Below are 18,674 nucleotides of genomic sequence, written 5' to 3'. Positions count from 1 at the left end.
ACTCACGTCGCAATCATATTGCCATATTTTAAAACTGGCGGAGCCGAAAAGATGGCAGCAATGTTGGCTTCAAACATTGATCTGTCTCGATTCGTTGTTACTGTGATATGCCTTTATGGCAAACACCAGAATACAGTCTTTGAAAAAAACATCCATTCTCAAGGTATACCGATTATTTATTTAAATAAGGGCTTAGGTTTTTCTATTAAGGTTGTCTGGAAAATGTGGAGAACATTGAATCAATTAAAACCGGATGTAATCCATTCGCATTTAGCTGCATGTATTTATGCAGCGCCATGGGTTTTATTTCATCCGGTAAAGATGGTTCATACGATCCATAATAGTCCACAGTATGAAGGGAATATCTATCGTCGGATTGTGCTCTGGTTCCTGTTTCATACAAACAGAGCGATACCGATAGCATTATCACCCCAAAACAAGTTGATGATTTCCCAGTATTTCCATATTAAAGAATTGCAAGTAAAGATTGTGCGGAATCCTGTTCAACTAAATCAATATCATGCGAAGAAACTGAATCATCAAGATCAGAAATCGATTCGTTTTATTAATGTTGGAAGATTAACCAGACAGAAGAATCAGGTTTTTCTTTTGAATGCTTTTAAAAAACTTCACAATCTCTATCCGAATATATCTTTGATGATAGTCGGAGATGGTCCTGAAAGAGAAGAATTAGAGAAAACTGTTAACAGTTTACAAATGCGTGATTCTGTTGTTTTCACTGGCGAAGTAGAAAAAATCGAAGATTATTTAGCCTTAGCAGATATCTTTGTATTGACATCGATCTATGAGGGATTGCCTCTTTCAGTTTTGGAAGCGATGGCTTCTGGTTTGCCAATTATTGCATCAGATGTTGGGGGCATAAGAGATATTGTCGAAGAAAATGGAATGATTGTACCTGTAAATGATGAGAGTGCTTTGATTCATGCAATGGCAGAGCAAATCAATAATTCGCAAATGCGGGAAAAAATGGGAGAGCTTTCGCATGAAATGTCAAAGCAATATGATATTTCGATTATTACAAATGAATATGAAGCAATTTACCTAAGTGTATCGAAAAGAAAAAAGTGATCAGATGCTGAATCAAATCGGGAGAAAAACTTTTCAGTCTAACGGCATAATGACTTGTTGTATTTCTTTATATTTCATCATGCTGCCTTTTGGAGCTGTTTCATTAGGGAAAGAGGGATCAGTTCTGAAATTTATTGCTGTTCTTCCGTGTTTCTTCTTTTTGCTGATTTATCAACGAATTGTTCTAAGCAAGATTGTAATCCTGCAATTTTTCTTGATCATAAAGTATATCGTGGACTTATGTTATACCATAGAGGTTAATTCATCAATTCAAGTTATAAAGACAAATATCCTTTTTTTAGTTTTACTTGTTGTTACTGGTTGTGCTAATTTTGATCATTCTGAATTAAAAGTTATTCGAAATTCGCTCGTATGGGCTTCCCGCATTACTTGTATATTCCTGATTTTTTTTGGATCCTTTAAAGAAAATCGATATTTACTTTCAGGGGTAATTACTGAAGATCCTAACTATATAAACGGGTATTTTTTATTTGGTCTTGTACATGCCGTACAGGCTTTTCGTTCAGATGATCGCAAGAAAATAAAATTTCTTTCCTTACTTGAAATTTCTATTTATTTTTCTGCATCGATATTAACCGGATCAAGAGGTGGTCTATTATCGTTGATTGTGTCTGTATTTTTGATGGTTGTTCTCGGCAGCAATACCAGAAATCGAGGAAATAGAAAGAAAATTATCATATTTTTACTATTAATGTTCATTTTTTTGTGTTTGTTGGAAATCATACCGGAAAGCAGCACAAGCCGGTTTTATTTATCAACTGTGATGAGTACAGGAGGAACTCATCGGTTTGAAATTTGGAAAAAATCGTTGGAAATTTTTATCGAATCAAATGTTTTTCGGGAAATTTTTGGGTATGGATGCGGCACGATTCGCTCGATTTATTTAACTCATCAGTATATGGATGTCGTCTCACATAACGTATTTATTCAACAAATATTAGAAGGAGGAATAATCTCATTCACATTGTATTCATTGATAATCTGTTGTTGTTTGAATTATTTGATTCAAAAAAAAGACTGGATGTTGTTTTCTTGTTTTATTGGTTTCATTGTGCTTTCATTAAGCACATCTATAATGACATTTAAGCCATATTGGAATGCAATACTCATTGTTAATTTATTATCAGGTAATGACAGAATGCTATCACAAGAATGAGGTTATGAAGAAATTCGAAATATATCCTTAATATTCGAATAAATAGGGAAAATCCAATCATCCATCGTAATTTGTAAATTCAATTCATTATTCGAATTTGCTGATTTCTAACCAATGAACGAATTAAATCTTGCAAAGCACATTGTATTATTTCAATTATCTATTGAACCAAGGAGAAAAAACATCGACAATGTTTCGAGATAACCAGAGAAAAGCAGGAGCGGTTTTATCTTATCTGCAGATTCTGATCCATAATTTATCAGGAATACTCTATACACCGGTTATGCTTCGCTTCCTGGGACAAAGTGAGTATGGATTATATAATCTCTCCGCTTCTACAATTTCTTATTTGGGTTTGTTAAGTTTTGGAATAAACAACTCTTATGTTCATTTTTACTCCCGATATCAAGCGGATGATGATCAGAGACATATTGCTAAATTGAACGGTGTATACTTGCTCATTTTATGTTTCATTGCAATTTTTGCTCTTGTAGCAGGATTGATTCTGTTGAATTTTCTTCCGGAAATTTTTGATAAATCTTTATCTTTCCAGGAAATTAATAAAACGAAAAAACTGATGTTCATATTGATGATCAGTCTGGCAGTTACTTTCCCTGCCAGTTTATTTTCTTCGTATATCCACGTTCAGGAACACTTTGTCTTTCAACGCATTTTATCGTTAATAAAAACGTTTTGTTCACCGTTTCTTACAATTCCGTTACTTTTAATGGGTTATCAATCAGTTGCTCTGGCTGTGATCTCGATGAGCACAACCATTGCTGAATCCTGTGTCAGTGTTTGGTATTGTCTGAAAAAGCTGAAAATCCAGATTTCGTTTGGCCAAATTGACTGGTTTTTACTAAAAGAAATCTGGATTTTTTCATTTTTTATTTTTGTTAATATTTTTATCGACCAAGTAAATGGGAATCTCAGTAAATTCCTGTTAGGTATTTATAAAGGGTCAGTTTCCGTTGCAATATACGGGATTGCCTCTCAGTTATGTACTTTCTATATACAACTCTCGTCGACATTTCAAACCGTTTTTACACCGAAAATTAATCGGATGGTTGCGGAAAAGAATGACAACCAAAGGTTAACGATTTTATTTACTTCTGTTGGCAGAATTCAATTTATGATTTTATTTTTTTTCTGTCTTGGGTATATCTTCTTTGGAAAACCGTTCATTCACTTTTGGGCTGGAGATGACTATCTTTCCGCTTACCCGATAGGATTAATCCTGCTCATTTCAATGACAATTCCTTTGATCCAAAATTTAGGAATTCCCATTCAACAAGCCAAAAACAAGCATCAATTTTGGGCAGTTGTTTGCTTCTTGGTTTCAATATTTAATTTAATTGTGAGTATTCCTTTGTGTAAAAAATATGGAGGAATTGGCTGCAGCATTGGGACATCGTTGTCTAATATCATCGGCAATGGCATTTTCATGAATCTTTATTATCATAAAAAAATCGGGTTGGATATGAAGTATTTTTGGCTTTCGATATTATCAATTTTCCCAGCTTTGATCTTCCCAGCGATATTTGGATTCGTTGTCACCAGCTTCATCGATTTATACCAGTTAGGAACTCTGTTGATATCCGGGATTTTATTCAGTCTGGTTTTTATATCAGCGATTTGGTTTTTTGCATTCAACAAATCTGAGAAAAAAAAATGCAAACCTTTTTTGTTATATTTTAGAATTTCGAGATATCAGTAACTGATGGCTGAATCTGAAATATTATAAAATAAATTGATTATGAAATAAAAAGATAGTAGAATAATCAACAAAAAATAACACAATAAATCTATAGATCTGATGTAAAATAAAATTTAAAAATTGATTAATTAATACCTCTAATTATTGTTGATAAAGAATAAATATCATATAGTAGACAAAGGGTGCACTAATGAAAAAAATTACTGTCATCTTATTTGTTTTTATCACCATATTTTGTTTCCAGGCTAATAATTCACCCGATAAACAAATTGATGTGAATGATCAAAAACAAGTTGCTGGGGATTGGCAATATACGATCAATGAAGGGACCATTTCTATTACAGGCTATACTGGAAGTGAATCAATCCTTGAGATTCCTGCTGAAATTGATAATATTCCGGTAACCATGATTGGTGACGAAGTCTTTCGAGATCACACAGAACTTACAAAAATATGGATGCCGGATAGTATATTGACGATTGGAAAAGCTGCCTTTTCAGGTTGTACATCGTTGAAACAAATTCGATTATCCGCATCGCTCGAAAAAATCCTAAATGAAGGTTTTCGCTATTGTACAAGTCTGGAATCGATTGAATTTCCTGCCGGATTGATTTCAATCGGAAACAATGCGTTTGAGGAATGTTCATTATTAAAAGAGCTTGTTCTGCCAGAATCCCTGGTAAATATCTCTGCTAATGCTTTTAGGAATTGCCGTTCATTGATTTCCATCAATATTCAAAAAAATGTTAAGACAATTGGAGGCAATGCATTTTGGGGAACGTCTTGGTTAGACAATCAAACAGAAGAATTTGTTATCGTTGGAAACAGAATCTTAATTAAATACAACGGTTCTAACAGTATTGTAGATGTTCCTGTATCAGTAACTAGTATCGTTGATGCATTTTCAGGAAATATTCAAATTGAAAAAGTGGTCTTACCGGACACGCTGTTGAATATCAACGACAACAGTTTCAAAGATTGTATCAATCTTAGAGAAATTCAAATTCCACAAAAAATTACAAGCATAGGGTCCTATGCCTTCGCTAATTGCAGGAGTCTTCAAGAAATTGAAATACCAGAAAATGTGTCCTGGATTGGTGATCATGCATTTGAGAAATGTGAGCAGCTAAAAAAGGTAAGATTACCAGTAGTATTGAAATCAATCGGTGAAAGAATGTTTGATGGGTGTTCATCTTTAGAAACCGTCTCAATTCCTGCATCAGTAAAACAAATCCATGAAACCGCTTTTGATAATTGTCCAAATTTGAATTTGAAGGTGGTTTTTGAAACAACAGGAGAAACGTTTGCCAAGGAAAAATCAATTCCATTCAAATATTTGTCCCAGAAAAATGAAGACTATTCCTATTTGAAAGGGGAAAATGGCATTGAAATCCTGGATTATATTGGGCAAGTTTATAATGTCAAGGTGCCATCCATTCTGGATGGACAGAATGTCTGGAAAATTGGACCTGGTGCTTTTCAAGAAAATTCCTTTGCAAGAGACGTCATACTTTCAGATACAATTCGTGAAATTGGGGAGTGGGCCTTTTCGTATTCTGAAAGTTTGAAATCAGTCAGTATTGCAGATGGCACAAGCAAGATTGGTGCAAATGCCTTTACAGGTTGTCCAAACTTAACAGAGGTTTTTATACCGTCCAGCGTTTCCGAAATTGGGACAGATGCTTTTCGAGATTGCCCCAATGTTGTTATTCAGTCCGTCTCAGGATCATATGCATCAAAAGAAGCACAACAACTAGGTTTGAACTTGATTGATCCGTTAACAATATCCGGCGATTTCCGTTTGGCTGAGGAAGATGGAAAGTATATTCTTGTTGGCTATACCGGTTCAGAGAAAAAAATCACACTTCTTTCTGAAATTCTTGGCAGGAAGATTACACATGTGGGAAATAATATTTTCCAATATGCTTCAATGGAAGAGATTATTATTCCGGAAGGTTATATAAGCATCGGAGATTATGCTTTTGCCAATATGGCACAACCATTAACCATATATCTTCCAGACAGTCTGACCGAAATTTCTGACAACGCTTTTGAGGGGACTGAAAGCATTTTCAAGGCACACACAGGAACTGCCGCGGAAGCGTATGCAAGAAAATATAACATTAAATTTCTTGTTCACCGTGATGATGAATAGATGCTGTAAAAAAATTCGATCCGTAAGAAAAAAATATTGAATATTGTGTTATTTTTATATAGAGCTCAAAAAGAACACAATAAAAGGAATTATCTCTATATAACATTGAAATGGTAATTGATTTAAATATAGGCGATCTTGGAAAATAAATGACAGAGAATTGCAGCTCGAAAGTAATATTATGGATTGTTAAAATGTTTATGAAAAGTACAACCAGACGAAAGGTTCTTTGCAGCATTTTTGGAATCTTTTGTTTATCTTTTTCATTTTTATTTAATGTCGATTTTATTGTTCAAGGAAATGACGAAATCACGGAGAATAACGAAAGAGGTTTTTTGTATGTACTTAAACAGGGATCTGTAATAATTACAGGATATGAAGGCGTTGGCGGTGATCTGGATATCCCTTGGAGTCTGGGCGGTGCCGAGGTTGTTGAAATATCTGAAAATGCTTTTCGTGGAAATGAAGATATTACCTCCATCAATCTCCCTAATTCGATTCAGCGTATTGGCCGAGCTGCTTTTTCCGGATGCACAAAATTGTTGAAATTCAGGTTATCATCACAGATTGAAAAAATACCTGAGGACTTATTCAATGGTTGTATCAAACTGACTTCAATACTGATTCCGGAACGTGTTACTGAAATCGGACGAAATGCATTTGCCGGATGTATCAATTTGATTTACATATATTTCGGAGGGACAGAAAAGTTGACCCATATCGGACCGGCTGCTTTTCTGGATACTCCTTGGTTTGAAAAACAAAAAGATGAATTTGTTATTGTTGGAAATGGCGTTTTGATAAAATATAATGGAAAAGACAAAAAAGTCAAATTACCATGGAATTCATATTATATTGCGGACGCCTTTGAGAATCACTCTGAAATAGAAGAAATCGTTCTTGCTGAATGGACAAAAGGAATCTTAGAAAATGCTTTTCGAGGTTGCACCGCGTTGAAATCGGTGCAATTTGGTAATTGGATAACAGAAATCGGACCTCACGCGTTTGAGAATTGTGTATCACTTGAAAATATTACGCTTCCGGTAAATATTCGAACGATAGGCAGTTATGCATTTGCAGGATGTCAAAACCTGAGCGGTATTGAATCTTTGGACAATCTTTCAACCATTGAGCCGGGGACGTTTATGAATTGCAGATCACTTGAAAATATCGTGTTATCTGATAAGCTGACATCTATTGGCGAAAACGCCTTTTCGAATTGCATATCGTTGAAATTTGTCAAATATGGAGAAAAGGTAAATAGAATTGGAAAAGATGCATTTTCAGGTTGTACTAAACTTATCTCTATTCAAATGTCTGAGTCATTAGCTGAAATTGGCGAGGGTGCCTTTCAAAATTCCGGGATTCAAGCAATATCATTGCCGATCGGGATAGAAAAAATTCAGAAAAACGTTTTCAAGGGATGTAATAGTCTTAAAGAAGTTCGACTCAATAATATAAATGTAGTCATTGACGATACAGCTTTTGAACAAACAGATCCGGTTTTAATCATCCCTGACAACTTGGATAGAACCGAAAAAGAAAGACATCTGGCCGGATTTGATTTTCAGTCATTCTCCCCTTTCGATGAATTAAGAATACCGGCAGTACAGTTTGCACAAAAGAATCAGTTGAAATATCAATTTCAACCCATTCAGACGAACTATTATCATTTTTTACGTTACTCCAATACAAATTCGTATGCAATTATTTTTTCAAATCTGGTTGACAAAACTGAATTGATTGTACCTTCTCGGATCAATGGATTTCCAGTTTCAATTATCGGGGAAGCTGCATTTCAGAATTTTTCAGCGCTGCAATCTTTGGTTATCAGTGATACGATCACAACAATAGGAAATTGGGCTTTTTCCTATTGTACCGGGCTTAAAAATATCATTATCGGAAAATCAGTTGTTTCCATCGGAGCAGATGCTTTTCACGGGGATACTATGATCGAAAAAATTTATATTCCACCTACTGTTCGTCAAATTGGCTCTGATGCATTTAAGGATTGTCCTAATCTGATTATCACTGGCGAATCAGGATCAGAAGCAGAAACATATTCTTTTGTCAATGGAATTCATTTTGAGATTGAGTCCCTACATATCCTATGAAAAAAATAACAATTGTCTTAATAATCATCCTGATAACCGTTGTTGTCAGTAAATATTACTTTTTCCCCTCTGAAAAAAACAATGATGACACGAAGGTTTATAAATTTGAAAAATGGCGTTATCAAATTGAGAATGGAGCTGTGACACTGACTCAATATGCAGGAAAAGAAACAAAAATTTTAATTCCTGATGTTATCGATAATAAGCCTGTCAAAAAACTTGGTGACCAATTGTTTATGAATCATGTAAAACTGATTGAGGTCATAATTCCTGACAGTGTTATTTCTATTGGTTCGTCGATCTTTAAGGGATGTTCTTCATTGAAGAGAGTACATTTACCCAAAGGAATTTTGAAAATACCGGCGGAAGCTTTTTTTTATTGTACATCGCTTGAAGAAATTGTTATACCAGAACCCGTTCAAGAAATCGGATCATTTGCATTTCAAAATTGTGAAAAACTTAGGTCAATAAAGATTCCGGATTCCGTGACCAATATCGGACAAAAAGCTTTTGCAAATAATTCCGAGCTAATTGATATTTCGATCTCAAAAAACGTTAAGATGGTTGGGGCAAGCGCCTTTCGAGGAACTCCATGGCTGGATGAACAAAAAGATGAATTCGTGATCATTGGAGATCACATTTTACTGAAATATAACGGAAATCAAGAAATTGTCCAGGTTCCGGTGCCGATATCATCCATTGTGGATGCATTTGAGGGGAATGTTCAAATAAAAAAAGTCCTTCTTCCAGCAACACTTCGTATCATCGGAGATCATGCATTTGCGAGTTGTATCAATTTGCAGGAAATCACGATTCCATCAAATGTAGTCTCTATTCAGAACAGCTCATTTTCAGGATGTGTCAATCTTTCTTCTGTTACATTTTCCGAAAAATTAGTTTCAATAGGTTCATATGCCTTTCAACGATGTCTCTCCCTTAACGCCATCGAGATCCCACAAAACGTGAAGAAAATCGATGAAGGAGCTTTTTCAGAATGCGCAGCTTTACAAACAGTAATGATACCATCTGGTGTTGAAGAAATTACTTCCAATGTATTCGAGAAAAGTCCAAATATAAAATTGAATGTCAGTTATGGTTCACCAGCGGAAGCTTTTGCGAAAAAAAATAATATTCCCTTTGTCTATTTACGCGAAATCTATGATGATTATTCATTTCAAAGGAGCGAAAAAGGGGTAGAAATATTTCGCTACGTTGGTAATATGTTTGATGTCAGAATTCCGGATAAAATCGATGGTTTTCCTGTTTGGAAAATCGGTGCTGGAGCTTTTCAAAACAATTCAAGTGTACGTTCTATTGTTTTCTCTGTATCGTTAAAAGAGATTGACGATTATGCCTTTTCTTCTATGCCAAATCTGGAAAGTGTGATAATCTTCGAAAACTTGGAAAAAATTGGAAAAGAGGCATTTTCTAATAATCCAAAACTTCTTGAAATTACAATCAGCTCGCTTAGGACAGATATTGCAAAAGACGCCTTTAAAAATTGTCCAAAACTTAAAATTAATGCACCTGCAGGATCTACTGCAGAAAAAGCAATAAATAATTTAAGAATCACAGAAAAGATTTTTTCAGAAGAACCTCCAAAGAATCCGATTTATATAGGTAATCTCAGTTCTGAGAGCCCAACGGCTGATTTCCAACAGATAACGCCGAAAATACCGTATATTGAAAAATTACCAACTGCTGATGAGACGCAGTTACCATTGGAAGCAAAATCATCAGAAACAGCCTTGATAAATATTGGAAAATCAACCGATACACTTTTTGAGTCTACTGCACGCAGTTTTTATACACCGACACCTGATAATACTCTTACGATGCAAAATCATCTGGTATCTGTCATCGAAATCAGCGATACACCGGAATTAACCCAATTTGTAACTGCACAACCCGAACCAATAGCTGACCAAACACGTATTATTGACAATAAATTTCGTATAGGTATTATTCAAGATCAGTTTATTATTACGGAATACATTGGAACCGAGAATGAAATTGTCCTTCCTGACCTTTTAGAAGGAAAAAAAATCAGTATTATAGGGGAATCGGTTTTTTCTGCTAAAGCAATTTATCATATTACAATTCCAGATGGATATATTCAAATTGATGATTTCGCTTTTAGTGATATGCCAGAAAAAGTCGTTATAACCATCCCTTCCAGTGTTACTGATATTGCAAATAATGCTTTTCGTGGGTCACAAGTTATTATCCGAGGATTTGTTGGATCTGCGGCAGAGAAGTTTGCAAGGGACCAAAAAATTCAATTTCGTGTAATCAAATATGAATAAATACTGAACTGATAAAAAAATCACCACAGATTTCTGATCGCTGTTTTGCTGCTGTAAGTCATCAGAAATTTTATATGTAAAAAAATGTATTTATATTCATACGGTTTTACCGAAAGCGTAAAACCATATGAATATAAAATTTTCTTTATTTATTTGAAAAGTCCATCCATTTTTCCAATTGCAGATAATTCATAATTCATAATTGAAACAACTTTATAAAAAGAGAGAAAATTCGATGTTGTGTTGTTTTTTACGGATTGTAAAAATCACACATCAAAAAAGTATTCCCATTTTTAATATTGTAGTTTATTGATGAATTCAGAAGATAGAAATCCTGATAAGATTAATTATGAAAAAAATAAACATAATATCGATAAAAATAGTAAATAGCAGGAATAAATTATGAAAATTGTTGTCATTGATGGCCAAGGCGGAAGTTTAGGGAAAATTATCGTAACTCAATTAAAAAAATATATCCCCGGAATCAAAGTCCATGCGATCGGAACGAATAGTATAGCGACTTTGGCGATGCGGAAAGCGGGCGCTGATTATTGTGCCTCTGGAGAGAATCCAGTCATAGTTGCGTGTGAAGATGCGGATATTATTATTGGCCCAATGGGCATTATTGCTGCTGATTCATTACTGGGCGAAATTACTCCAGCTATGGCCAATGCAATTGGAAAAAGTAAAGCCCATAAGATTTTAATTCCTGTCAGTAAATGCAAAATCACAGTAGCAGGAGTACAGGATTTACCTTATAACACCTATATTGACCTTGCAGTGGAAAATATTAAAATGTTGATCGAAAGTGAAAATGATAGATGATTGATCCGTTTCCTGATCCAAGAGATAGTATGCTGATCAGTAAAGCGCAGAATGATTTTGATCGTGCAAAACGTGCTGCTGATTGGCAATATGCAGTTGGAATTCTGACAAAGAAAGATTATCATCTTATTGATTATAACGAAGTGAGAAGCCGGTTAAGCGATACCTGTAATTTGCCAATCGTTCATAAAGAAATACCTATCCAATCCATCGTTGGGTCAGTATCCAGAAATACTGACTTTACCCGCACCTTTTTACCGAAACTTATACATGATCGAGAGCGCTGGGTAAAAGTCAAGTTAGCAAATGAGAGTTCGGAAGGTGTACCCCCGATCGAAGTATATCAGATCGGGAATGTCTATTTTGTACTTGACGGACATCATCGAGTATCGGTCATGAAAAGTTATGGCGCTGAATTCATTAGTGCCAATGTACGAATCATCAATCGGGATGTGCCTCTTTTACCATCTGATTCTGCTGATGAAATTATTGTTAAAGTTGAACGAGATTCTTTTCTCAAAAAGACAAAAATCGATAAATTGCTTCCTGCCGTCAATTTCGAACTAAAAAATCCCGGAGAGTACATCGAGTTATTAGAACATATTACTGTCCATCGTTATTTTATGGGTTTAGATTTTCAGCGCGATATCGATTCGGATGAGGCAGTTCTGCATTGGTATGAAAATGTCTATTTACCAGTGATAAAAATTGTTCGTGATAGAAATATGTTGCGCGGTTTTCCTGATAAGACCGAAACAGAACTATATTTATGGATTGAAAATAATAAAGCAGAACTGACCAAAGAATTTGGCGATGAGCTTCGAACTGCTGCAGTGGCTTGGAATATACAGGAAAAATATGATATTCGGAAGACCAGTGTATGGAAAAAAATTTGGAAAAAAATCTACATTTGGTTAACACCGAATATGTCGGATTGGGGTGTGCGAACAGGTGACTGGAGAAAAGAATTTTTACAATATGATACATCACCTTTTATTCACAGGATGATGATTGCAGTAGCAGATCTGGAAGCAGACAAAGAATATTTGCGAAGTGCGATTCAATTTTCAAAAAAATATGGAGCCTGGGTGGGTATTGTCCATGTGGTCAAACGCCAGACGATGCTTCATTCAGAATGGATGAAAAAATACCAGGCAGAAATCGAAGATATGCTTGAAACGGAAGGAGTACAAGGAAAATTCTTTCCATTATATGGAAATTTGACAAAAATACTGTCGGAAAGGGCTTTCTGGAGCGATCTGTCTTTGTTCAAATTAAAATATCGCCCGCAATTAAAGAAAATCACTCTCACAGAGGATGGATGGAATGCCATAATTATGCGTATTCCCGGCCCAATATGTGTAATTCCGGAAATTATCGAGGCAGAAATAAAACAAGTTGTTTTAGCGTTTTCCCAAAGTCCCAAAGCAAGAGAAGCGATGTGTTTTGCAGATATTCTTTCAAAAAGTACCAACTGTAAAATATCTGTAGTAATCTCAGGAAAGGATGAAACCAGACGGAATTCTGCATATGAAGAAGTAAAAAAATATTATATTCGACAGAATGTGGAAGCTGATTATTTTGTTATCGATAATGAACCGGAAGTCGCAATACTTCAGACAGCCGATCAGATTCATGCGGATCTGATTGTTATGGGTGGATTTTCGCGATCGCTACTCCAACGAATTTTTAAAAGGAGTACGATAGATAAAATTTTTGTGGCGACAAAAAAACCTGTGATCATTTGTAAGTAATCACAGGTTTTTTTTTGAATGGTTATATCAATTATGCTTGAAGTAATTGAGCAAGGGCAATAGCTCCGCAAGCTCCCGAACGATTACCAAGTACCGGCGGTGTGATATATTGGTCGATATGCTCCAGAATCATTGGATGTTTTACATAGTTATTTAACATCAACAAAACTTTCTTGTGAATCATTGGAAAGAGTTGCTTTTGTTCCATCACTCCTCCGCCAAGAACAATTTTTTCTGGTGAAATCTGGCAAATTTGCGTAACGCAAGCCTGTGCGATGTAACCGGCAAGAATTTCCCAAAAAGGATGGTCTGATGGTAAATCCTGAGCTGGTACTCCAAAACGTTCTTTTATCGATGGACCACAACAAAGACCCTCTAAACAATTGCCATGATATGAACAAAATCCGGAATATGGATCTATTTCTTTATCCTGTCGTACTAAAATATGGCCTCCCTCAGGATGAACAAGACCATGAACTGGCTGGCCATGAATGACTACTCCGGCTCCCACGCCTGTTCCAATTGTATAATAGACAAGACTGTCAACTTTCGTTGGATTGCCCCATTTATATTCGGCTAATGCCGCACCATTGACGTCTGTATCAAAACCTACCGGCAAACCTAATTCCCGTTCTAATAAGCCAGTTACTTCTGTAAATTCCCAACCCGCTTTTGGAGTCGTAGTAATATAACCGTAGGTTGGTGATCTTTTATCTAAATCAATCGGTCCAAAGCAGCTCACTCCAATCGCGGATAGGTTGTATTTTTGTTGTTGTTCTTTGAAAAATAAAACTGCTTTTGCAAGCGTCTCTTGGGGAGTAGTCGTTGGGAAACGGATTTCCGAAAAATAATGATCAGGATCAGCTGCAACAGAGCAAACAAATTTTGTCCCGCCAGCTTCTATAGCACCATAATATTCCATTTTTTCTCTCTATTTCTAAAAGGCTTTTTTCAGATTATTAATGCTGCTTTGTAACTGAATCATCGATATCAGTGATTTATATTAAATCGACGATCTTAAGTCCTTTGATTGAATACGTAATATTTATTCGAAGAGCAAGTCTATATTTCAAATTACTTCGGTAAAACTACTGGAAGTGTAGCTCCGCCAAAAGGCATTGCAAGGACTGAAGCATTACTTCCATATTTTATCAGCAGATTATCCAGGGCTTTTTGAGCATCTGATGCTGCATGAAGATGAACTCTTTCCACAATGCTCGGTTCCAGGTCGGTTATCAAGATGATGTCTGCCCGTTCTAATACCATCGCAATGGCTGCTGCTTTATGTCCTCCTAATACAAATTCTCGTTGAATATGATCAATCATCTCAGAAGGATTGGAATGATGGATCATCCAGTCTTCAAAATGTTTTTCGCCTAAACCTTCAGCTGCAGATGCAATCCAGAGGATTGTGCCACCATCCTTAACAGCATGTCCAGCATTATCTAAAGCTTTCTGCGCCTGGTATAAATTGATATCTTTTGGATAACCTCCTGAAGAGACGATAACGATATCTGCTTTATGGGAGATTTCGATTCGATAAAGTTTATCTAAAAGATCACAACCTCTTCGGTGAGCATTTCGATAATGACCGGCAACACAGTGGCATATGTGCTTGTGTTCGTCTAAAATGACATTGACAATAAAATCGATTGAGATGAAATCAACAACTGAATCGATGTCATTACGAACAGGATTTGAATCAATCTGACCTGCACAAGCGTTCGGATCAGTCATCCTGCTATGGTTTGCTTGAATTGCATTCCGTGTAGAAACCCCAGGCATTATAGCTTTGGCTCCACCACTGTATCCGGCAAAATAATGGTATTCTATGTTCCCGATACAAATTCTGCGATCAGCTTCTGCAACTGGTTTGAAAATGTCTACTGGTGTCCCCGCTTTGGTTTCCCCTAAATGAACAAATTCCCCGATTGAATCAATACATCGATATTGATTGAAAATTTGCTCTCCGACTATTCTTATCTTTTCATCATCAGTATGAGGACGATGAGAACCAAGCGCAAATACAATCAAAATATCTTCGTCACGAATTGAGGCGGATTTCAACTCAGAAAGAATAAATGGAAGCACCTTTTTAGAGGGCATTGGTCGGGTAATATCACTGGTAATGATGGCGATTTTTTCTCCGGGTTTAACAAGTTCTCGGAGCCTTGGGGAATCAATTGGATGACTTAATGCATTGACGATGATATTACTCTCATCTGTTTCCCTTTCAATTTCATTTGCATGTAGAATTCCCGCCAAATTTCGATCTGGAATATCGATTAGAATTTCCGCAGAACCAAAACCAAAAGGCACTTTCATTTTTTATACCTCGTTTGTATCATTATGAATCAGTAATTCGAAGGAAGAAATCTCTGTTTCGATTATGAATAATTTCTTGTGCTTTTCCGGATGATCAATTTCGGCTCAAGTAAAATATGCTCAACAAAACTGGACGATCCATTTTCAATCCTCTTAATCAGAGTATTCACTGCCATTGATCCCATTTGACTTCTTGGCTGTGCAACTGTTGTCATTTGTATCTGAGGTAGAGAAGCAAAATAGACATCGTCAAATCCGACAAGTCCGAATTTTTCGGGAACCGAAATGCCGGTTTCTACAAGGTATTGAAAAACACCCAATGCGATTAAATCATTACCGCAGAACGCGCAGTCTGGCGGATCGTTTGTTCCCATCAGACTTTTAATAATCTGATAGCCGCTTTCGATTGTAAAAGGACCAAATCGAATTTTCTCTTCACTTAATTGATAACCATGCTTTTCCAGTGTTTTCCGATAACCTTCTAAACGATCTGAATTGGATCTGGATTCTTTTGCGCCCCCGATAAATGAAAATTTTTTATAACCGCATTGTATCAAATGCTGTGCTGTGTCTTTTCCACCTTTAAAATTGTCCACTTCGATGAAACTGAGTCCATTTGCAACCAAATTAGAAATCATTACCGTTGGTATATTAAGGTCAAGATACAGATCAGGAGATCGATCAGCTGGTTTAAAGATAATTCCATCAACCCTTTGATCCTGAATCAATTTTAACTGTGCTTTTTCGATTTCTGGATCCCAATTTGTACTGCAAAGAATTGTATTATAGCCGTATTGATATGCTGTTTTATTGACTGCCAAAGCGATGTCGGAGAAAAATGGATTGGATATATCAGGAACGATCAATGCTAAGGTAAACGTCTGATTGGTCTTCAAACTCCGGGCATGGATGTTGGGACGATACCCAAGATCCTTTGCCGCTTGCAGGATTTTTTCTCGAGTTGCTGCGTTTACACCAGAACGATTATTCAATGTTCGAGAAACCGTTGCATAGGATACACCAGTAGCTTCAGCGATATCTTTTATTGTCACATCCGACATGGGCTGCTCTTTGAAATACTTTGAATTCTTCTGCCTCGAAAACAGAAGAAATTTGTTGATATAAAAAAATATGAGTATTTGAATCCTCTCGGATAGTGAAGTAATCAAATACTCATATTGAACTTCATTACAACCAATTGCAGCAGTTCATAATCAAAAAAAAGTTATTTTTTTAATGAAATTGATTTTTTCACTGCAGCAACAACATCAGCCGGAGTTAGACCATAAACACCAGCAAGATACTCTGGAGTACCAACCTGGCCAAATTCATCTTTTACTCCGACACGAATTACAGGTGTTGGTCTGGTTTCAGAAAGGAATCCGGCAACTGCAGCGCCAAGACCTCCAACAACATTTCCATTCTCTGCTGTTACAACAGCTCCGGTTTTTTCTGCAAATTCCAGAACTTTGGCAGTGTCTAAGGGTTTGATTGTAAACATATCTACCACTGCGGTTGAGATACCTTCTTTTTCAAGCGTTTCAGCAGCTTTCAAAGATTCGGAAACCATATATCCGCAAGCAAAAATCACAGCATCTTTGCCGTCACGAAGGATGTTTGCCACTCCCGGTTCAAAAACGGAATCTTCAGAATAAATTGCGATGCAATTTTTCCTGCTCAAACGGCAATAAGTCAAACCCGGGCGCTCTTTTATCACAGGTAAAAGAGCTGCAGTCATGGCGCTGTCAGTGAATTCAATCACTGTCGAATGAGGAATTGCACGATAGAGGCAGATATCCTCAAAAGGCATATGCGTTCCTCCATTGTATGCGGAGGTTATTCCCGGGTCAGATCCGATGACTCTGACATTGTTTTTTGCATATGCTATCGAAATAAAAACTTGATCATAACAACGTCTTCCTGCAAATGAGGCAAATGTGTGCATAAACGGTTTTTTACCAACAGCAGATAGTCCGCCAGACAAACCCGCCATATTTGCTTCTTGAATACCCACTTCAATTACCTGATTGGGAAACGATTTTTCCAAACCCGATGTGCCAATTGAGTTCATTAAATCAGCGTCCAGATAAACTACCTGCGGATCTTCTTCAATCATTTTTCGGATAGTTTCGCCAAAGACAGTTTTTCCGGCTTTTGTTTCTTTCTCACCGTTATAAATGCATTTAAACATGGTTTTTTCTATCCTTCCTTTTGTTTGATAAGCTGTTTGATGATCTCGTCAGCCAATTCTGTAGTCATGTTGAGGTGGTGATTGAGCGTTGTATCCTCAATTTGTTTCACGCCGCCACCCTTAACGGTATCTAGAACGATCATCGCAGGGCGATCTTTTTGATTCTTCTGTGTTTCCAGAATTGTTTCGTAGATTTTATCCGGATCATCACCTTTGATTCTTTTGACGTACCAGTTAAAACTTTCAAATTTTGCTGCAGGATCTTCTAAGTCACAAATATCTGTGACGTATCCATCCAACTGGCGCTTGTTGTAATCAAGAAATGCGATAAAGTTGCCAAGTTTGTGCTGGGCAGCGAAGAGTGCCATTTCCCAAACTTGCCCTTCCTGACATTCGCCGTCACCTAAAATGAGGTAAACGCGGGAATCTTTTCCGGAAAGTTTCAGCCCTAACGCCATTCCACAAGCAGTTGATGCACCTTGCCCGAGTGAACCGGTAGTCATATCTACACCAGGAGTAAGATTCCGATCACAATGACTGGGAAGCGTAGTCCCGTTTTGGTTCAGGGTTTTTAATGTTTCAAGCGGAAAATATCCCTTTAATGCTAAAGCCGCATAGAGCGCAGGGCCTGAATGCCCTTTTGATACTACAAGCCGATCGCGATCTTCCCAATTTGGATTTTTCGGATCAATTCGCATAATTCCACCATAAAGAGCAGCTAAACAATCCGTGATGGAAAGCGATCCACCCACATGACCAAAACCACGCGCTTTGAATTCTTCCATCTGTTGAATACGGATGTCGGTTGCAAATTCTTTTAAAGGCGTAAGCATAAGTTATAATCCTTTCAAATCTGCATGATTCCATCTTCCGTTGGAAAAAAGTAAAGATCGAGCTTTTCCACGGAATACTGTTTTTCTGAAGTCAATTTTATCTTATATTTCGTAGAAGAAACGCAGTAATTCGAAATTTGGGAAGAATTATTCATAGTTATAGCATTTTTACGGTTCATGCAAAAACA

At 36.5% G+C, this 18,674-nt stretch carries 13 protein-coding genes; 8 read left to right on the top strand and 5 right to left on the bottom strand.

The genetic code is table 11. The annotated features are described in order from the left end of the window. Positions 1 to 51 precede the first annotated feature (51 nt). From ATC1_RS15045 to ATC1_RS12115, 8 genes are all read left to right on the top strand, one after another. Positions 52 to 1,089, top strand: a complete 1,038-nt coding sequence (locus ATC1_RS15045) for a glycosyltransferase (RefSeq protein ID WP_062282544.1) — start codon at positions 52 to 54, stop codon at positions 1,087 to 1,089. Between the two features lie 4 nt (positions 1,090 to 1,093). Beyond that, positions 1,094 to 2,266: an O-antigen ligase family protein gene (locus tag ATC1_RS15190; RefSeq protein WP_152024313.1), complete on the top strand. Its 1,173-nt coding sequence runs from the start codon at positions 1,094 to 1,096 to the stop codon at positions 2,264 to 2,266. Positions 2,267 to 2,456: 190 nt separating this feature from the next. Beyond that, positions 2,457 to 3,983: a lipopolysaccharide biosynthesis protein gene (locus ATC1_RS12140; protein ID WP_062282535.1), complete on the top strand. Its 1,527-nt coding sequence runs from the start codon at positions 2,457 to 2,459 to the stop codon at positions 3,981 to 3,983. Positions 3,984 to 4,173: 190 nt separating this feature from the next. Next, on the top strand, positions 4,174 to 6,138 hold the full coding sequence (locus ATC1_RS12135; protein ID WP_062282532.1) for a leucine-rich repeat domain-containing protein: 1,965 nt from the start codon (positions 4,174 to 4,176) through the stop codon (positions 6,136 to 6,138). A gap of 335 nt (positions 6,139 to 6,473) precedes the next feature. After that, complete coding sequence (locus tag ATC1_RS12130; protein WP_172667786.1) at positions 6,474 to 8,252, top strand: leucine-rich repeat domain-containing protein; 1,779 nt, start codon at positions 6,474 to 6,476, stop codon at positions 8,250 to 8,252. Continuing rightward, entirely contained in the window at positions 8,249 to 10,558 is a 2,310-nt protein-coding gene (locus ATC1_RS12125; protein WP_062282526.1) for a leucine-rich repeat domain-containing protein, read from the top strand. The genes ATC1_RS12130 and ATC1_RS12125 overlap by 4 nt, the downstream gene beginning before the upstream one ends. Before the next feature lie 402 nt (positions 10,559 to 10,960). After that, positions 10,961 to 11,383: a DUF3842 family protein gene (locus ATC1_RS12120; RefSeq protein ID WP_062282523.1), complete on the top strand. Its 423-nt coding sequence runs from the start codon at positions 10,961 to 10,963 to the stop codon at positions 11,381 to 11,383. Then, positions 11,380 to 13,137 (top strand): universal stress protein, encoded by a 1,758-nt coding sequence (locus ATC1_RS12115; RefSeq protein WP_062282520.1) that lies wholly within the window; start codon positions 11,380 to 11,382, stop codon positions 13,135 to 13,137. The genes ATC1_RS12120 and ATC1_RS12115 overlap by 4 nt, the downstream gene beginning before the upstream one ends. A gap of 31 nt (positions 13,138 to 13,168) precedes the next feature. On the opposite strand, the gene ATC1_RS12110 is transcribed toward ATC1_RS12115, so the two are convergent. The 5 genes from ATC1_RS12110 to ATC1_RS12090 all read right to left on the bottom strand — a co-directional run bounded on the left by ATC1_RS12110 (position 13,169) and on the right by ATC1_RS12090 (position 18,486). After that, positions 13,169 to 14,059, bottom strand: coding sequence for an ROK family protein (locus tag ATC1_RS12110; protein ID WP_062282516.1), 891 nt, complete (start codon positions 14,057 to 14,059; stop codon positions 13,169 to 13,171). 152 nt (positions 14,060 to 14,211) lie between these two features. Then, on the bottom strand, positions 14,212 to 15,462 hold the full coding sequence (locus ATC1_RS12105) for a nickel-dependent lactate racemase family protein (RefSeq protein ID WP_062282512.1): 1,251 nt from the start codon (positions 15,460 to 15,462) through the stop codon (positions 14,212 to 14,214). Positions 15,463 to 15,524: 62 nt separating this feature from the next. After that, complete coding sequence (locus ATC1_RS12100; protein ID WP_062282509.1) at positions 15,525 to 16,523, bottom strand: LacI family DNA-binding transcriptional regulator; 999 nt, start codon at positions 16,521 to 16,523, stop codon at positions 15,525 to 15,527. 164 nt (positions 16,524 to 16,687) lie between these two features. Further along, the gene (locus tag ATC1_RS12095) at positions 16,688 to 17,653 is read right to left on the bottom strand and encodes a transketolase family protein (protein ID WP_062282505.1); all 966 of its coding nucleotides are present in this window, start codon (positions 17,651 to 17,653) and stop codon (positions 16,688 to 16,690) included. A gap of 8 nt (positions 17,654 to 17,661) precedes the next feature. Further along, positions 17,662 to 18,486 carry a transketolase gene (locus ATC1_RS12090; protein WP_062282500.1) on the bottom strand — a complete coding sequence of 275 codons (825 nt, stop codon included), beginning with the start codon at positions 18,484 to 18,486 and terminating at the stop codon, positions 17,662 to 17,664. Between the last annotated feature and the right edge of the window lie 188 nt (positions 18,487 to 18,674).

Origin of the sequence: Flexilinea flocculi, assembly GCF_001192795.1 — a bacterium.
In the GTDB taxonomy this organism is placed as follows: Bacteria; Chloroflexota; Anaerolineae; order Anaerolineales; family Anaerolineaceae; genus Flexilinea; species Flexilinea flocculi.
The sequence above is the reverse complement of the archived record's forward strand: the minus strand, read 5'-3'. Positions and strand labels throughout refer to the sequence as shown.